16 protein-coding genes are annotated in these 14,213 nt (G+C 39.1%); 5 read left to right on the top strand and 11 right to left on the bottom strand.

What is annotated here, in order from left to right:
- Nucleotides 1–18 precede the first annotated feature (18 nt).
- Entirely contained in the window at nucleotides 19–1,710 is a 1,692-nt protein-coding gene (locus I8T81_RS01410; RefSeq protein WP_198071966.1) for an ATP-binding cassette domain-containing protein, read from the bottom strand.
- Between the two features lie 182 nt (nucleotides 1,711–1,892).
- Nucleotides 1,893–2,444 (bottom strand): helix-turn-helix domain-containing protein, encoded by a 552-nt coding sequence (locus tag I8T81_RS01405; protein WP_191001667.1) that lies wholly within the window; start codon nucleotides 2,442–2,444, stop codon nucleotides 1,893–1,895.
- Nucleotides 2,445–2,542: 98 nt separating this feature from the next.
- On the opposite strand from I8T81_RS01405, the gene I8T81_RS01400 reads away from it, so the two are divergent.
- Entirely contained in the window at nucleotides 2,543–3,445 is a 903-nt protein-coding gene (locus I8T81_RS01400) for a DMT family transporter (RefSeq protein WP_198071965.1), read from the top strand.
- Between the two features lie 35 nt (nucleotides 3,446–3,480).
- Here I8T81_RS01400 and I8T81_RS01395 read toward each other — a convergent pair whose 3' ends face one another.
- Genes I8T81_RS01395 through I8T81_RS01380 form a run of 4 tightly spaced genes read right to left on the bottom strand, consistent with a single transcriptional unit; the run spans nucleotide 3,481 to nucleotide 5,810 of the window.
- Entirely contained in the window at nucleotides 3,481–3,786 is a 306-nt protein-coding gene (locus I8T81_RS01395; protein ID WP_151761814.1) for an antibiotic biosynthesis monooxygenase family protein, read from the bottom strand.
- Between the two features lie 3 nt (nucleotides 3,787–3,789).
- A complete protein-coding gene (locus I8T81_RS01390) occupies nucleotides 3,790–4,182 on the bottom strand; it encodes a DUF4870 family protein (protein ID WP_019458458.1) in 393 nt (130 codons plus the stop codon).
- A 36-nt stretch (nucleotides 4,183–4,218) separates the two neighbouring features.
- Nucleotides 4,219–4,848 (bottom strand): DUF1294 domain-containing protein, encoded by a 630-nt coding sequence (locus I8T81_RS01385; RefSeq protein WP_198071964.1) that lies wholly within the window; start codon nucleotides 4,846–4,848, stop codon nucleotides 4,219–4,221.
- 11 nt (nucleotides 4,849–4,859) lie between these two features.
- Nucleotides 4,860–5,810 carry a homoserine kinase gene (locus I8T81_RS01380; RefSeq protein ID WP_198071963.1) on the bottom strand — a complete coding sequence of 317 codons (951 nt, stop codon included), beginning with the start codon at nucleotides 5,808–5,810 and terminating at the stop codon, nucleotides 4,860–4,862.
- A gap of 112 nt (nucleotides 5,811–5,922) precedes the next feature.
- Here I8T81_RS01380 and hisF point away from each other — a divergent pair, with 112 nt between their 5' ends.
- Entirely contained in the window at nucleotides 5,923–6,681 is a 759-nt protein-coding gene (gene hisF / locus I8T81_RS01375; protein ID WP_198071962.1) for an imidazole glycerol phosphate synthase subunit HisF, read from the top strand.
- A 41-nt stretch (nucleotides 6,682–6,722) separates the two neighbouring features.
- Here the strand turns inward: hisF and I8T81_RS01370 are convergent, their stop codons facing one another.
- A complete protein-coding gene (locus I8T81_RS01370; RefSeq protein WP_198071961.1) occupies nucleotides 6,723–7,361 on the bottom strand; it encodes a hypothetical protein in 639 nt (212 codons plus the stop codon).
- Nucleotides 7,362–7,470: 109 nt separating this feature from the next.
- Between I8T81_RS01370 and I8T81_RS01365 the strand changes: the two genes are divergently transcribed.
- Both I8T81_RS01365 and aqpZ read left to right on the top strand, forming a co-directional pair.
- Nucleotides 7,471–8,475: an AraC family transcriptional regulator gene (locus tag I8T81_RS01365; protein ID WP_198071960.1), complete on the top strand. Its 1,005-nt coding sequence runs from the start codon at nucleotides 7,471–7,473 to the stop codon at nucleotides 8,473–8,475.
- A 132-nt stretch (nucleotides 8,476–8,607) separates the two neighbouring features.
- Nucleotides 8,608–9,297: an aquaporin Z gene (gene aqpZ, locus I8T81_RS01360; RefSeq protein WP_004705093.1), complete on the top strand. Its 690-nt coding sequence runs from the start codon at nucleotides 8,608–8,610 to the stop codon at nucleotides 9,295–9,297.
- A gap of 222 nt (nucleotides 9,298–9,519) precedes the next feature.
- On the opposite strand, the gene I8T81_RS01355 is transcribed toward aqpZ, so the two are convergent.
- The 3 genes from I8T81_RS01355 to I8T81_RS01345 form a co-directional block, all read right to left on the bottom strand.
- On the bottom strand, nucleotides 9,520–9,762 hold the full coding sequence (locus I8T81_RS01355) for a hypothetical protein (RefSeq protein WP_000476056.1): 243 nt from the start codon (nucleotides 9,760–9,762) through the stop codon (nucleotides 9,520–9,522).
- A gap of 44 nt (nucleotides 9,763–9,806) precedes the next feature.
- Complete coding sequence (locus I8T81_RS01350; RefSeq protein WP_004705089.1) at nucleotides 9,807–10,406, bottom strand: LysE family translocator; 600 nt, start codon at nucleotides 10,404–10,406, stop codon at nucleotides 9,807–9,809.
- A gap of 98 nt (nucleotides 10,407–10,504) precedes the next feature.
- Complete coding sequence (locus tag I8T81_RS01345) at nucleotides 10,505–11,587, bottom strand: DNA/RNA non-specific endonuclease (RefSeq protein WP_039251040.1); 1,083 nt, start codon at nucleotides 11,585–11,587, stop codon at nucleotides 10,505–10,507.
- A 255-nt stretch (nucleotides 11,588–11,842) separates the two neighbouring features.
- Between I8T81_RS01345 and I8T81_RS01340 the strand changes: the two genes are divergently transcribed.
- Nucleotides 11,843–12,253, top strand: coding sequence for a hypothetical protein (locus I8T81_RS01340; RefSeq protein WP_198071959.1), 411 nt, complete (start codon nucleotides 11,843–11,845; stop codon nucleotides 12,251–12,253).
- Between the two features lie 55 nt (nucleotides 12,254–12,308).
- On the opposite strand, the gene I8T81_RS01335 is transcribed toward I8T81_RS01340, so the two are convergent.
- Entirely contained in the window at nucleotides 12,309–14,186 is a 1,878-nt protein-coding gene (locus tag I8T81_RS01335) for a potassium transporter Kup (protein ID WP_004705082.1), read from the bottom strand.
- Between the last annotated feature and the right edge of the window lie 27 nt (nucleotides 14,187–14,213).

Below are 14,213 nucleotides of genomic sequence, written 5' to 3'. Positions count from 1 at the left end.
TTTTTATTTTAATCATTTCTAATTTAATAGTTTTTCTAAATCGATCACCTCATCTGCCAGTTCCATTGCATAGGGTGAATGCGTAATCATAATCACGGACGGAACAACTTGCTGAATATATGCAAGTATATCTTTTGCAGTATCTACATCTAAAGCTGCGGTCGGTTCATCTAATATGATGAGTTGTGGACGTGCTAAAAGACCCCGAAGGATACAAATTCTTTGCTTTTCTCCCCCTGAAAAATTCTTATAAATTTCAGTGAGATCATCATCGAGCGTTAACTCATGCTTTTTCAAAATATGTAACAGCTTAAACTGATCAAGCATCCGAATTAAATAAGAATCTTCATATATATACTGAGAGTTATAAACCAAATTTTCTCTTAAAGAATAAGGGAAAATCACAGGTTGCTGGGCAACATAGACCACTTCATCAAAAATATGCTTAGAAAAGTTATGACTAATATCGACATTTTTATAAAAAAGCTGCCCTGACTGAATCTCATATACCCCCATTAAATAATTCATCAGAGAAGTTTTACCTAGCCCGGTTTGACCAATCACGACATATGTTTTATTAGCCAAAATTGTTAAATTAAAATGGTCTACTGCCCTTTTTCCTAACAAAAATTTGGCATTTATAAATTGAAATATGACTTCGGAATGTTGAATGGTAGACGACGTATATTGCTCTTTCTTGAGATTAAAATACTGTCGGTATTTTGCTAAAGCCACAAAGTTGCCATTTAACCGCATCAAACTTTGGGAAACAGCTAAAAATGGATTGGTGAGTTGAATAATATAAGTACTTATCAATACGAAAGCCCCAGCTGTCAATTGCTTGTCAGTTGAAAGAAATACGGTAAATAACATAAAAATAAGTAAGAATAAAAAGATCATAAACAACTGAGAAATCATCAATAATCCTATTTTCTTATTCCTATCTTTTGCCGTTGTGATATATAAATTTAGAGTGTCATTAAATTTCGATAACTGAAACGGTACTGCATTTTTTACTTTAATTTCATAGGAGTTAGATATTTGATGTATTAAATGACTATTCACTAAATTGTCTTTTTCATACATGGCATCGAATAATGAACTACTTCTTTTATTTATATGAAAGGAAACGATAAAAATAATAATAGCGACCAATAAAAAGCTAATACTGAAAAGTAAACTAATGGTCGTAAACAAAACCGTAAAAATCATTACCAATTGGAAAATAATTGGTCCTAAATAAAAAGTTAACGTTAAATTAATCTCACCAAAAGCAGTACTTCCTCTTTCAAGATCACTCATTACTGTTCCAGCCTCGATTTGATCTTGTGCATCTTTTTTTAGATTTAAATAATTTTTTAAGCCTGCAGAAATTAATGATCCTTTGAAATCGACCATCAAATAAGCCCCAAAAATATTTTGCGTCCAATGGCATAACTCATTGACTAACCATGCGGTCGCGTAGGCAAGTACAAGTAGATATAAAAAATTAAATGGGAGCTGAATATTGAGTAAAAAGTTATATTCGTGTGCAGAATAATCGATAATAATTTTTAGCAAGTATGGTAATAAAGTCGTAAAAAATGCTGCAAATACCACTAATAAAAACATAAGAAACATACTACTTCTTTGTTTCTTATAGTTTTCTTTAGAAATATTCCAGATAAATTTATAGTTCTGAATATCTTGCGAACTTAATAAAAACTTCATTTCTCTATCTTTTTTCTGTTAAAACGATTTAAAATAATTTCATTACACACGAAATATCATAACTTGTCTTATTTATTGTTCTTCATGTTTTTTGTTTAAAACTAAACTTACAACTTTTTAAATAAGATAAATGCAAGATATAAAACCGAATACTTCATATAGTTTAAAAAAAGATTTTAAAGTTAATACACCACATTACGAATGAATTTAAGTATTTGATTACCGCTATTCACATACGTATAAGTCACTGAACTGGCATATATAATTGAAGAGCCAGCAGCTATAGTTTTTGAGCTATCTGCAAATTGTATCGTTAGCTCACCTTCTAATACATAAATCAGTTCTTGCCACCCTTCTGGGTCTGCTTCAGCAATATAAGACTCCCCTACTGCCAATGACCACGTCCAAAGCTCAACTTGGCTATGAGACAGAACTGAAGCCAGTAATGTTGCTTTGCTTTCCTCTTTTTCACCCTGCCAAGCAAGTACATTAACCAAGGCTTGTTCTTTATGCTCGGGTGCGCTCACAATCATTCTAAAATCTACCCCCAACACTATCGCAATCGCGTCGAGTTTAGCCAAGCTGATATTGACTTGTCCTGTTTCTAAAGCAGCAATGGTACGTCTACTTACACCTGCCTGATCTGCCAATTCCTGTTGGCTTAAACCACGCTCATCTCTTAGTGAACGGATATTTGTGCCTACGTGCTGTAAAACGGTACTCGACTGGCTCATAGAATAGGTAGTAAAGAAAATTTGAGCAATATATTGCACAAAACTGAAGAATAGCGCAATATGTGCAGTATATTGCACAATTTATTTTAATTTTGAGTATGCCACTAATTTCTTTGAGTTCAAGCAAAGCCCCTCAGTTAGCACTCGTTTTGATTACTATGATTTGGGGTGGAACATTTCTTACAGTGCAATATGCACTGAATTTTACATCGCCTATGTTTTTTGTAGGCTGCCGATTTGCTGTAGCAGCGCTAACGTTATTGCTTATTTCATTCAAGAGCATGAAAGGCGTTACCTTAAAAGACTTAGGTGCTGGTACTGCAATTGGTGTAGTGATTGTAGGCGGTTATGGAACTCAAACAATTGGTCTGCAAACTATTCCGAGTAGTGAGTCGGCTTTTTTAACGGCGCTTTATGTTCCACTTGTTCCTATTTTAATGTGGCTCATCTTTAGAAAGACGCCACATGTCATGACTTGGGTGGGAGCAGCTTTGGCCTTTGCTGGTCTTGTTTTATTAACAGGTAATGGTTTGGAGCAAATTTCATTAAGTTTTGGGCAGCTTTTAACAGTACTTGGCTCAGTTGCGATTGCTTTAGAAATTATTTTTATTAGTTACTTTGCTGGAAAGGTAAATTTGCGCCGTGTAACCATTATTCAACTTGCTGTCGCGTCTCTACTTTCGTTTGCTGTTATGCCTGTGGTGGGTGAGCATACGATTCCAGCATTTTCATGGCCGCTTGTACTCCTTGCTGTTACATTAGGTTTAGCAAGTGCACTGATTCAATTTGTGATGAATTGGGCTCAGCGTATGGTTGATCCTTCACGTGCTGCGATTATTTATGCAGGAGAGCCTGTTTGGGCAGGAGTTATTGGCCGAATCGCAGGTGAGCGATTACCAGTTATTGCTCTTTTTGGCGGTGCTTTAGTGGTGTTAGGTGTTTTAGTCAGTGAGTTAAAACTTAAGTTACCCATTAAAAAAACTAAAAGAATTCGAGAATAAAAAAAAGAGAGCTTAACGCTCTCTTTTTTTATCTATTATTTTTTCTTTAATAAAATGCAGGGCTCGTAGTACTCAACTGTCGGCATTGGATCATAAAATGGATGGAGCAATGCTTTCCATTCCTGATAAGCTTCAGACTTTCTAAACCCTTCGGTATGATGCTCAATCTCATCCCAAAAGATCATTAGAATATAATGATGTGGGTCAGTTGCATGTCTAATGAGTTGGACAGCATTGAAGCCCTCCATTGGATAAACAATATGTTTTGCCTGCTCGAATGCTTTAAGAAATGCTTCACTTTGCCCAGGCTTTATACTCAAATGCACATGTTCAATAATCATGATTTATTGATACATCGGACGATTGTCGTTTAATGCAATCAAACCGCGAATTGCACGATATACAATCCAGATCCATGCCGCTGTAATCACGCCCACACAGAATACGGTCGATGAGATCGCAACACCTGCAAATAAATCGGTATTTTCACCTGTAAAGAACAAGAAAATAAACGGCAGAAAGGCAATAATATTCCAAGCCAGATACCACCAAAATGTTCTGATTTGCCAAGTAAAGTGACTCGCAAAAATTGAACCTTGTACATCGGAACGTTTTACGTAGTTAATAATTAAAGCAATAATCGCAAGTAAGCCGCCCGTAAAAATGGCAACAATATAAAGTACATACAAAATAAGTGTTAAAGTACGATTTGGATCTTGGTCGATAGAACTATTCATTTTTATACCTCTCAAGTTTAATAAAACAATTTACTTTTACGATCCCCGCAAAACGTTTAAAGGAGAAATTAGCCACAAAATCAAAAGTAAATGAAGGAATATGGTACAAAAATAAATCTTACGAAATGGTTGTTTTTGTGTTTTATGTCTCAGTTTTTGTTGTGCCCACCATGCAGCTGGCCAACCACCTAAAAAGCTCACAATATGTAAAGTCTGTTCAGGAATACGGCGATTGCCTAGTTGTGCGGCTTCTTTATCTTGTGAATATAGCCAATAACTTAAAGCATTCATCATTAAAACAAACAACAAAGTATAGGCTGGTAAAGTATGGATAAAACTCATAATGCCCATTAGAACAAAATAAAATACGATGCCCATTTGCATGGCAGACCATGGTTTTGCCTGAAATGAAGATTCTGTTTTTGCTGACTTTGAAGCTTTACGCGTTTGTGATGCCTTCAAATAAGTGACTTGCTGGGCACGGAAGCGACCTCGCTCATCTAAAATGACCAAATACTCTAGTGCACAACCAATAATTGGCCGAGGTCCGGGGCGTGCAAAATCTTTGATATGCAAAAAGACTCGCTCTTTTTCAGCATCGTCCGGCTGAATAAAGCCATAACCTTTTTCGTCGAACCATTCGACTAAACGCCCCTGATCTCGCATCTCTATTCCTTTTATGCTTTTACATGGCTTAAACGGTCTTGCATCATTGCTCGCATTTCCTGCGGGTCTTTTTGCAAAATGTCGTCGCCTGTACGTCCTTCTTCTTTATTTTTTTGAGCAACTTGCAAGCGCATTGACCAAAAACGGCATGCTGCCATTGCTAAGAATACATCTAAACACTCAATTTCATCTGAAGTAAGCACACGAACCTTTTGGTATGCCGCTAAGTAAGCTGCCACTTTGTCTGAGTTTAAATGCGCTGCTGGATATTCGGTACAAAAATCATTGATGGTAATCGCAATATCAAATAGCAACTCATCTTGATTTAATTCGTAAAAATCTAAAATACCTTGTAATTGCTCACCTTCAAACAAAGTATTGTCACGGAACAAATCTGAGTGAATAAAACCTGTTGGTCGGTTTGAATACTGCGCTGTTTTAGTATTAAAAGCTTGATAGACCTGCTCAAGTAACGTTTGGTCTTCTTGAGTCATATTTGGCTTAAGCTGTTCTGCAACACCTGTCCAGTATTGATGATCGCGTCTATACTCACGTTCAAGTGGAAAATCTTGTAAAGCCACATGCAGTTTCGCCTGTGCATCTGCAATTGCGGCAACTTGCGCTACTGTCGTTTGCATGGGATGGTCACCCATGAGACGTGGTGCAATCTGTGCGGGCTTATCTGCAATAACATGAACCGCTTGTCCGCTATGTTTTAACGGCACGGCAACAGGTACATCATGAGTCCCCAATTGCTCAAGTACAGGAATAAGTTCGCCTGCTCCTTGTGCATCTAACTCTTCAAATACAGTCAATACATATTGTTTACGGTTTACATCAACCAAAAAATAATTGGTGTTTTGAATACCTCCCTGAATTGGGTTCAGCTCCAACACCTCTAATCCATAAGGTGCAGCAAAGGTGCGAACTTCATCTAAACTCAACGGGGTATAAACCGACATGGAAAACCTGCAAAAAACATCTGTGAAGTTTGATAGAATACCTCTTCCCTCCATGAAGGTGTAGCGCCTGTGTAGGAACTTTCACCAACGGCGATTATTTTTGGAAAAAGCTATGCTTGCTAAACGTATTATTCCTTGCCTAGACGTTGATAACGGACGCGTAGTTAAAGGCGTTCAATTCCTCGATATTCGTGATGCTGGCGACCCTGTAGAAGTGGCACGTCGCTATAACGAACAAGGTGCAGACGAAATTACTTTCTTAGACATTACCGCTACACATCATGGACGCGATACCACTTACCGTACTGTTGAACGTATGGCCGAGACTGTATTTGTGCCCTTAACTGTTGGTGGTGGTGTACGTAAGGTTGAAGATATTCGTGCGTTATTAAATGCAGGTGCAGACAAAGTGAGTATTAACTCAGCTGCCGTATTTAATCCGGAATTTGTTCAAGAAGCTTCACAGCACTTTGGCGCGCAATGTATTGTCGTTGCGATTGATGCCAAAAAAACTGGCGATAACAAATGGGAAATCTTTACTCACGGTGGCCGTAAACCAACGGGCATTGATGCGATTGAGTGGGCTGTACAAATGGCTAACTACGGTGCGGGTGAGTTACTGATTACCAGTATGGATGCCGATGGTACGAAAGCAGGTTACGACATTGCTTTAATGCGTGCCATTAATGACCGCGTTACCATTCCAACCATTGCTTCAGGCGGTGTAGGTAACTTACAACACCTTGCAGACGGTATTTTACAAGGTGGTGCAGACGCAGTATTGGCAGCAAGTATTTTCCACTTTGGCCAATATACGATTCCAGAAGCTAAACAATATTTAGCTGAACAAGGCATCGAAATGCGCTTGTAAGCGCATTGATAATAAATGGGGCGATATGCCCCTTTATTTTTTTATGCAGCACCATCGACCGAATTTATGTCGCTAACAAGTTGAGGCTTTTCTTTTTTCTCAACCCATTTTGCAGGAAAAATTTTCTCTACTGCGTAGGACAGTGGTCTAGCAAGTGCAATCGGTAATCGTATACCCAAAGGGTTTTGTTCTTTTAAATCTGCCGAAGACACCACACGTGTTCCCATCACATAATCAAACCAAGGCTTAGTCACACACCAATTAGCGTCTTGATTAGAGTTCATGTGGTGGTCGTAATGCCACGGAATTTTACGCTTTGCCCAGTCAGGCTCTAAATGTGCACGGCGATGAATATAATAATAATTACCAGCACTGTACCAAGCCGCGAGTGCCATACCTTTTGAAAATGGATAGAAAACTGCACTTGAGACTGTTGCCACTACGGCAAGTGAAATTAACTCATTTTTAGTTCGCCAGTTGCCAACGCCTTCCACATAGCAATCATCATGAAATTGCTGTTTGCGTACTTCACGATGGTGTGCCCAATGTGACTCCATGCTTCTGGGCACTGGGCTATAGCGCGGTTGTCCAGCACGGTGCACACCATGCAAAATATATTTGTGTGCCACCCATTCAAATGCATTTGCAAACGCAATTCCGGCAATAAAACCTTTTAACATCACCTAACTCCTTTTTCTTTTTATTCAGCATATAAAATTCGTTATGCTAGGTATTGACCAGAATTTATGGTTTCATTGACAAATCACGACAAGAAAGAGGTGGTCACGGATGCCACAACTAAAAAATTACACAGGTTCAGTGTATGGAGGACTGGGACATCTATTAAAAGCTTATTGTGAAGCAAATGAGTTAGTGATTCCTGAACAATTAGCACACATTCAAAATCTCGAACGCTTTGACTATGTGGTTTGGCGTGACTTATTAGAAGTGATTTATAAACTCGACCCGAAGCCAGGATTAGGTTTAGAAATTGCCAAATATGTACAACCCAAACACTTAGGAATTATTGCCTACCTTGCACTCTCTTGCGATAACTTAGGGGAAGCCTTAATTCGATATCATGACTTTCACCGTCTGATTTATGACGGAAGTCCATTAGTTGTTGAACTACAGGGACAATATGCTTCTATTCGTTGGGAAGCGACTGAGCTACACCCTACTCAACTTACCGATGAAATCGCGATTGCGCTGGTCATTCAGTTCTTACGTCTTTTTATGTCTCATGAAGATGTACATTTACATGAGGTACGTTTCTTAAATGCCGCCCCTAAAAATATCAGGGTGTATGAACAATACTTTCAATGTCCTGTTCGTTTTAGCCAGCCTCGTACAGAGCTGCTTATTCCAATTACCGAAATTAATAAACCGCTGAGCAGCGCTGACCACACTCTACAACAATTACTGGTTCAGCAAGCACAAGCGCTTTTAGAGCAATTGCCAAATTCAACCCAGCTTGATCAGCGCTTACAGCACTCCATTTTAACTGGCTTACAAAAAAACCAGTATCAAATTGAATATATTGCAACACAGTTAGGACTTTCAGTTCGACAGCTCCAGCGTCATTTACAACAACAAAACACCACCTTTCAAGAGCGTGTACAACAAGTTCGCTTTATGCTGGCAACCGAATATTTAAAAGACCCTCATTTAAGTTTACAAGAAATTGCCCTTTTGCTTTGCTACTCAGAACAAAGTGCTTTTCAAAGAGCTTTTAAACATTGGACCAATCAAACACCACAACAATGGAGAGATCATTTTTTAGACAAAGAATAACCAACCAAAACTTACAAATCTTTTCTTGATTAAAACAACACTGAAAACAAAAATTTCATATAGTCACATGCTTAATTTTTTGTGACATATTTCACACTAATTAAAAAATAGATCAATAGATGAGTAATCACAATGAATAAATATTTTGCTGAATTCTTAGGTACGTTTTGGCTAGTCTTTGGTGGTTGTGGTAGCGCTGTATTAGCCGCAGCTTTCCCTGAACTTGGTATTGGCTTTGCAGGTGTAGCCCTTGCCTTTGGTTTAACCGTACTCACTGGTGCTTATGCTTTAGGGCATATTTCTGGTGGACATTTTAATCCCGCGGTGAGTGTCGGTCTTTGGGTCGGCGGTCGTTTCGATATTAAAGATTTAATTCCTTACATCGTTGCACAAGTAGTCGGCGCGACTGCTGCTGCATTTGTTCTTTATATTATTGCTCAAGGACAAGCTGGCTTCACTGGTGTAGGCGGCTTTGCTTCAAATGGTTTTGGTGATTTATCACCAAATAAATTTGGTTTAGGTTCTGCTTTTATTATTGAAGTGGTCCTTACTGCTTTCTTCTTAATTGTTATTTTAGGATCAACACATGGTCGTGCACCTGCTGGTTTTGCGCCTATTGCGATTGGTCTTGCATTAACACTTATTCACTTAATAAGTATTCCAGTGACAAATACTTCGGTGAACCCTGCACGTAGTACAGGTGTTGCATTCTTTGCTCAAACTGGTGCTTTAAGTCAATTGTGGTTGTTCTGGGTAGCGCCGATTTTAGGTGCTGTGATTGGTGCGATTATTTATAAAGTGGTTGCTGGAGATAAAGATTAATTCTTTATATCTATAGCCTTAATCTGCTATCGCGGTGGGTGACATGGATGTCACCTGTTGAGCAGGGGTACACGGAAGTGCCCTCTGTTCAACAAAGCCTTTTGTTTACTTTTGGGCTTTCAAAAGTAAGAAATGTATATACAAACTCGATAAGACCTAACATGGTATTAAAGACTGTATGGCAGCATGACTATGCTCAACACCACACATAGAATGCATAAATTATAAAAATGGATTATTCACTTCTTGTTCAGCTGGTCGTTCAATTTTCTCAGGCAATTCTTCTTTTTCCAAAGCTGCAACCACATCGTTTAAAAAGCTCTGTAGTGCCTTTGCCTGCTCTAAACCTACTTTGTCTTTAGTAATTTGCAAATTGCCATAAATGCTCACGCAATCGACATCATTTTCTAATGTTAAATCTTCAATTGAAGAAGACTCTGTACCCTTTTCAAATGGCTTAAACATAAGTGTGTCTCGTTGTTATATCTTCACAGTGTAATACGATCAATTTAAAAAAAATCAATCAAAATTAAAAGTGCCGATAAAATTAAAAAAGCGCCCATCAAGATATTAAAATATTTCAAACGGTTGCCCTGATTGAGCACCACTGAAAATTTATCACCACAGAATCCCCAAAAGAACAAACACACATAACAGGTGAAAAAATAAATAACGATAAAAATCGGCAACGCCTGCGGGTTTTCAATGCTGGTAAACATGGTTATACCCGATACACAAGCTAACCACGCTTTAGGGTTAAGCCACTGTAACAAGAACCCATCTTTAAAATTGGGAATAATGATCTGTTCGACAGGATCACTTGAAATAGAAATATTTGCAGCAGAAAGAATAATTTTAATCCCGATATAACAAACAAAGAGCGTTCCACAAATCGCAAGAATTTTTAAGACAACTGGAAATTGAGTTAATACACTTTGCAGGCCAAACGCCATAAAAATCAAAAGCAAAGTAAAACCAATGGTAGCGCCTGAAATATACGGAACTGATCTTTTTAAACCATGATTTAAGCTGGTCGATAAAATGACGGTATTGACGGGACCCGGGGTAATAGACATAGCAAAAGAAAAAAGAAACATCGAGGCAAACATTGTTATTGTCCTTATTCGAATAAATGGGTAAACAGACAGATCTGTATGCTCATCTTATTGTATTGAATAAGAACTGTGCAACAATGTTTACATGCGAGTTATTTAATGATTTGCAAGAAATAGTTCACCAAGGCTTCTACTAATTGTTTCACAATCGCCTTTCTAGTTTCTTCATCAATACTTGGAACTTTTGATTCCATAGGTTCAGAAGATGTACTTTTTTGCTTTTTAAACTGATCTTGTAATGCGTGAATCTGATCTTTAGTTAAATCTTGTTCACACTGGCTTTCTCCATCCCAGTGCAAATAATCTAATTTCTGATTTGGCTTAACTTGGCTAGATGTTAATGGCAGACGATAAACATTACGTTTTTGTTGTTCGGTAAGTTGAGGAAATAAGTTAATTCCTAACTTTTCTTCCAAATAACAAACACTCACGACCTTAACCTGCTGCGAGTTGTTATTTGGTGCATAGTAAGCGCCAATTGCACCCGTTTTAGGATAATAAACAGCTTTATATACGGCGCTTGGAACAATAACACCACGCCCAATCGTTTTGAGTCGTTGACCTTCAAAAATTGGTCCCGTCACGATATAGGCATCTTGCTTTTGCTTAGTAACCACAGCACGTGTAGCGTCTTCAAGCTTACGCCAAACTTCCTGATTATTTTTAGGGGCCTGCGGAACCATATTACTGAGCGAGAAGCTATCGTACTGCGAGTCTTTAGTTGGCATATCACCATTTGGAGACATGTGCCCACGGTCATAGCCTGAGCCACGATAATCGCTTAACAATGAACGATGACGCTCAGGAACACGTGTTTCTTCGTGGAAATTATCTTCACGTTTAATTTTAGTGCTTAAACGTTCAGGACTTAGATATTCAGCTGACCATAACGGCGTTTTAGACATACCCGAGTACAGAACATTGAAGCCATTAAAACACAGCGCATAACTGTCTTTTTTTAAACTTTCTTTATTTAGGGCAGGTGGAACTTCACGATAAAACTGATTTAGACAAGTCGAGTTAGTACTTAAAGGCGAAAACCATTGTGAAATTTTTTCACCGCCAAAAGCGATGGCAAAGCTTCCTGCTGCCACTCCGGCAAGTACAATTTTGCCAAAATGCTCGCTTAAAGAAAAATCACCGAAGATGCCTGAACTACTTTTTTTGCTTGCCATGTTTCTATCAATACCACTGTCCACACGCAGCTTAACAATCCTGCTTTTTTAAGTATATCGCTTATCTTTCAAATGGTTAAAACATGGTCATCTTTTTTGTAACTCCATTTCCCCTTACGTAACAATCTGTTGGGATTGTGAGGAACTTTCACTATTGAATTGGGTTAATTGCGTATCTTTCATTGAAAAGCCCTCATGCCTTATGACATGGTTAGCTCCACAAATTTGGATAAAAATATAAACGGAGTCCATTTAATGATCCATTCAAAGATTATTGGTATTGGCGTAATTGCTGGACTGTGCAGTATGGCAGCCCTAGCTGAACCTGCGGTCCAACCAGGTGAAACTTTAGAAAGTTTGTCTAAAGTAAAAGTCACTACAACCGTCAATGGCCAGCCTGGCTCTATTAGTGATTTAGTGAATAGTGGGAAAGTACAACCTGTTTCTGCTCCGCCAACAGGTGCAGCTCCTACTGGCGCTCCTATACCAGCTGATGTACCTCCTGCTCCTCCAGCAGATGCACCTCCAGCGGGCGGTGATATGGCTGCTCCAGCGCCACAAGACCCAAATACTCCACCGCCACCAGCCGACCCGAACCAGTCTGCGGACCCAATGGCAAAAGATGGTGCTTTACCAGCAGATGCACCGATGTCACAAGCTCAATAAAAAGAGCCATAAAAAAACCAAGACTTATGTCTTGGTTTTTTTATACATTGAACTTTTATATTTCGATTTGACTACCTAACTCCACCACTCGGTTGGTTGGAATTTGGTAGAAGTCACTCACCGGACTGGTATTACGCTGCATCGAAATAAACAGCTTTTCTCTCCATGGCGACATACCATCACCCACCGAGTGAACAATACGATCGCGCGAAATAAAGAAGCTGATATGCATTAAGTCATATTCAAGACCTAACTGCTCATAAGCTTTCATGAGTGCTTTTGGCACATTCATTTCATCTTTAAAGCCGTAGAAAATTTTAATACGGTAGAAATGTTCAGCTAAAGCTTCTGTCGTAATACGCTCTTCTGGTGCTACGAAAGGCACATCTTCAATCACCACAGTGACCAGAATATTACGCTGATGCAGTACTTTGTTGTGCTTGATGTTATGCAACATGGCATGAGGTACAACGTTTGGTGTACCTGTCATAAACACGGCATCACCCGGTACCCAGTGCACGCTATTACCAATACTTTTCACAAACAAGTCTAAAGACAACGTGTCATGTTCGAGTTTAGCAAAGGTAAGCTCACGACCACGTTTCCATGTCATTAAGATAGTGACCGCAATACCACCAATGAGCAACGGCACCCAACCACCTGATAGCACTTTAAGTGAAGTTGCTGCGACTAAAACCGATTCTAAAATGAAGAATGGAATAATCAGTAACACCACTTTTGGCCAGCTCCATTTCCACGCCGAGTAGATAAAGATGGAAACCAAAATCGTGTCACACAGCATGGTTAAGGTCACTGCTAAACCATAAGCACTTGCCAAGTTTGAGCTGGTTTTGAAAATCAGAATTAAGATAATAATTGCGATTAAAAGTAACCAGTTTAAGAACGGTACATAGATCTGACCTTCTTCAGACTCAGAGGTATGTTTAATACTTAAACGTGGTAAATAACCCAATTGAATCGCTTGGCGAGCAAGAGAAAACACCCCTGAAATTACAGCTTGAGAGGCAATCACTGTTGCCATAGTCGCCATAATAATCATTGGGTAAAGTGCCCATTGAGGAACCAGTAAATAGAATGGGTTTTCAATTGCCGCAGGGTCACGAAGTAACAATGCGCCCTGTCCTGCATAGTTTAAAACCAAGCATGGCAACACCACAAAGAACCACGCAAGACGAATCGGAACTGGTCCAAAATGTCCCATGTCGGCATAAAGTGCTTCACCACCTGTCACGGTTAACACCACAGCACCCATCACAAAAAAGGTCATGACTGGATGATGGTAGATAAACTGGATCGCCCAATGCGGACTAAACATGCCGAGTACAATTGGTGTTTGAATAACGCTATGAAGGCCTAATGCGCCTAAAGAGATAAACCACACAAGCGTAATTGGACCAAAGAACTTACCTACAAACGCAGTACCGTGTTTTTGCACTAAAAACAGCGTAATGATAATGGCAATTGCAATTGGCATAATGAACGGGTCAAAAACATTGGTTGCAATAGACAACCCTTCGACCGCAGACAATACCGAAATTGCTGGGGTAATAATACCGTCACCAAAGAACAGTGATGCCCCAATAAAGCCAATGGCAATCATGTAGATTTTTTTGTTGTCGGCAATTTTTGCTTTACGCAAATTCAATGCGAGTAAGGCCATGATACCGCCTTCGCCATTGTTGTCTGCACGCATGACAATTGCGACATACTTGATGCTGATAATCAGCATTAAGCACCAAAAAATAATGGATAAAATTCCTAATACGTTTTCAGGCTGAATTCCCAAACCATGGGCAGCATGGAAGGACTCTTTCAAGGCATAGAGCGGACTCGTTCCGATGTCTCCAAAGACCACCCCAAGAGCTGCCAAAGCCGTGGCAGGCAAGGTCGCTTTTTTGGCCGTATTTTGCATTGTGTAATTAAACCAATAGATTTTTAG

This window comes from Acinetobacter seifertii (genome assembly GCF_016064815.1).
Lineage (GTDB): Bacteria > Pseudomonadota > Gammaproteobacteria > Pseudomonadales > Moraxellaceae > Acinetobacter > Acinetobacter seifertii.
This window is presented reverse-complemented; position numbering and strand designations above follow the sequence as displayed.

What these genes read in the sequence shown, in the direction of transcription:
- I8T81_RS01410 (WP_198071966.1), bottom strand. Translation starts at nt 1,710, where the DNA reads ATGAAGTTTTTATTAAGTTCGCAAGATATTCAGAACTATAAATTTATC.
- I8T81_RS01405 (WP_191001667.1), bottom strand. Translation starts at nt 2,444, where the DNA reads ATGAGCCAGTCGAGTACCGTTTTACAGCACGTAGGCACAAATATCCGT.
- I8T81_RS01400 (WP_198071965.1), top strand. Translation starts at nt 2,543, where the DNA reads ATGCCACTAATTTCTTTGAGTTCAAGCAAAGCCCCTCAGTTAGCACTC.
- I8T81_RS01395 (WP_151761814.1), bottom strand. Translation starts at nt 3,786, where the DNA reads ATGATTATTGAACATGTGCATTTGAGTATAAAGCCTGGGCAAAGTGAA.
- I8T81_RS01390 (WP_019458458.1), bottom strand. Translation starts at nt 4,182, where the DNA reads ATGAATAGTTCTATCGACCAAGATCCAAATCGTACTTTAACACTTATT.
- I8T81_RS01385 (WP_198071964.1), bottom strand. Translation starts at nt 4,848, where the DNA reads ATGCGAGATCAGGGGCGTTTAGTCGAATGGTTCGACGAAAAAGGTTAT.
- I8T81_RS01380 (WP_198071963.1), bottom strand. Translation starts at nt 5,810, where the DNA reads ATGTCGGTTTATACCCCGTTGAGTTTAGATGAAGTTCGCACCTTTGCT.
- hisF (WP_198071962.1), top strand. Translation starts at nt 5,923, where the DNA reads ATGCTTGCTAAACGTATTATTCCTTGCCTAGACGTTGATAACGGACGC.
- I8T81_RS01370 (WP_198071961.1), bottom strand. Translation starts at nt 7,361, where the DNA reads ATGTTAAAAGGTTTTATTGCCGGAATTGCGTTTGCAAATGCATTTGAA.
- I8T81_RS01365 (WP_198071960.1), top strand. Translation starts at nt 7,471, where the DNA reads ATGCCACAACTAAAAAATTACACAGGTTCAGTGTATGGAGGACTGGGA.
- aqpZ (WP_004705093.1), top strand. Translation starts at nt 8,608, where the DNA reads ATGAATAAATATTTTGCTGAATTCTTAGGTACGTTTTGGCTAGTCTTT.
- I8T81_RS01355 (WP_000476056.1), bottom strand. Translation starts at nt 9,762, where the DNA reads ATGTTTAAGCCATTTGAAAAGGGTACAGAGTCTTCTTCAATTGAAGAT.
- I8T81_RS01350 (WP_004705089.1), bottom strand. Translation starts at nt 10,406, where the DNA reads ATGTTTGCCTCGATGTTTCTTTTTTCTTTTGCTATGTCTATTACCCCG.
- I8T81_RS01345 (WP_039251040.1), bottom strand. Translation starts at nt 11,587, where the DNA reads ATGGCAAGCAAAAAAAGTAGTTCAGGCATCTTCGGTGATTTTTCTTTA.
- I8T81_RS01340 (WP_198071959.1), top strand. Translation starts at nt 11,843, where the DNA reads ATGATCCATTCAAAGATTATTGGTATTGGCGTAATTGCTGGACTGTGC.
- I8T81_RS01335 (WP_004705082.1), bottom strand. Translation starts at nt 14,186, where the DNA reads ATGCAAAATACGGCCAAAAAAGCGACCTTGCCTGCCACGGCTTTGGCA.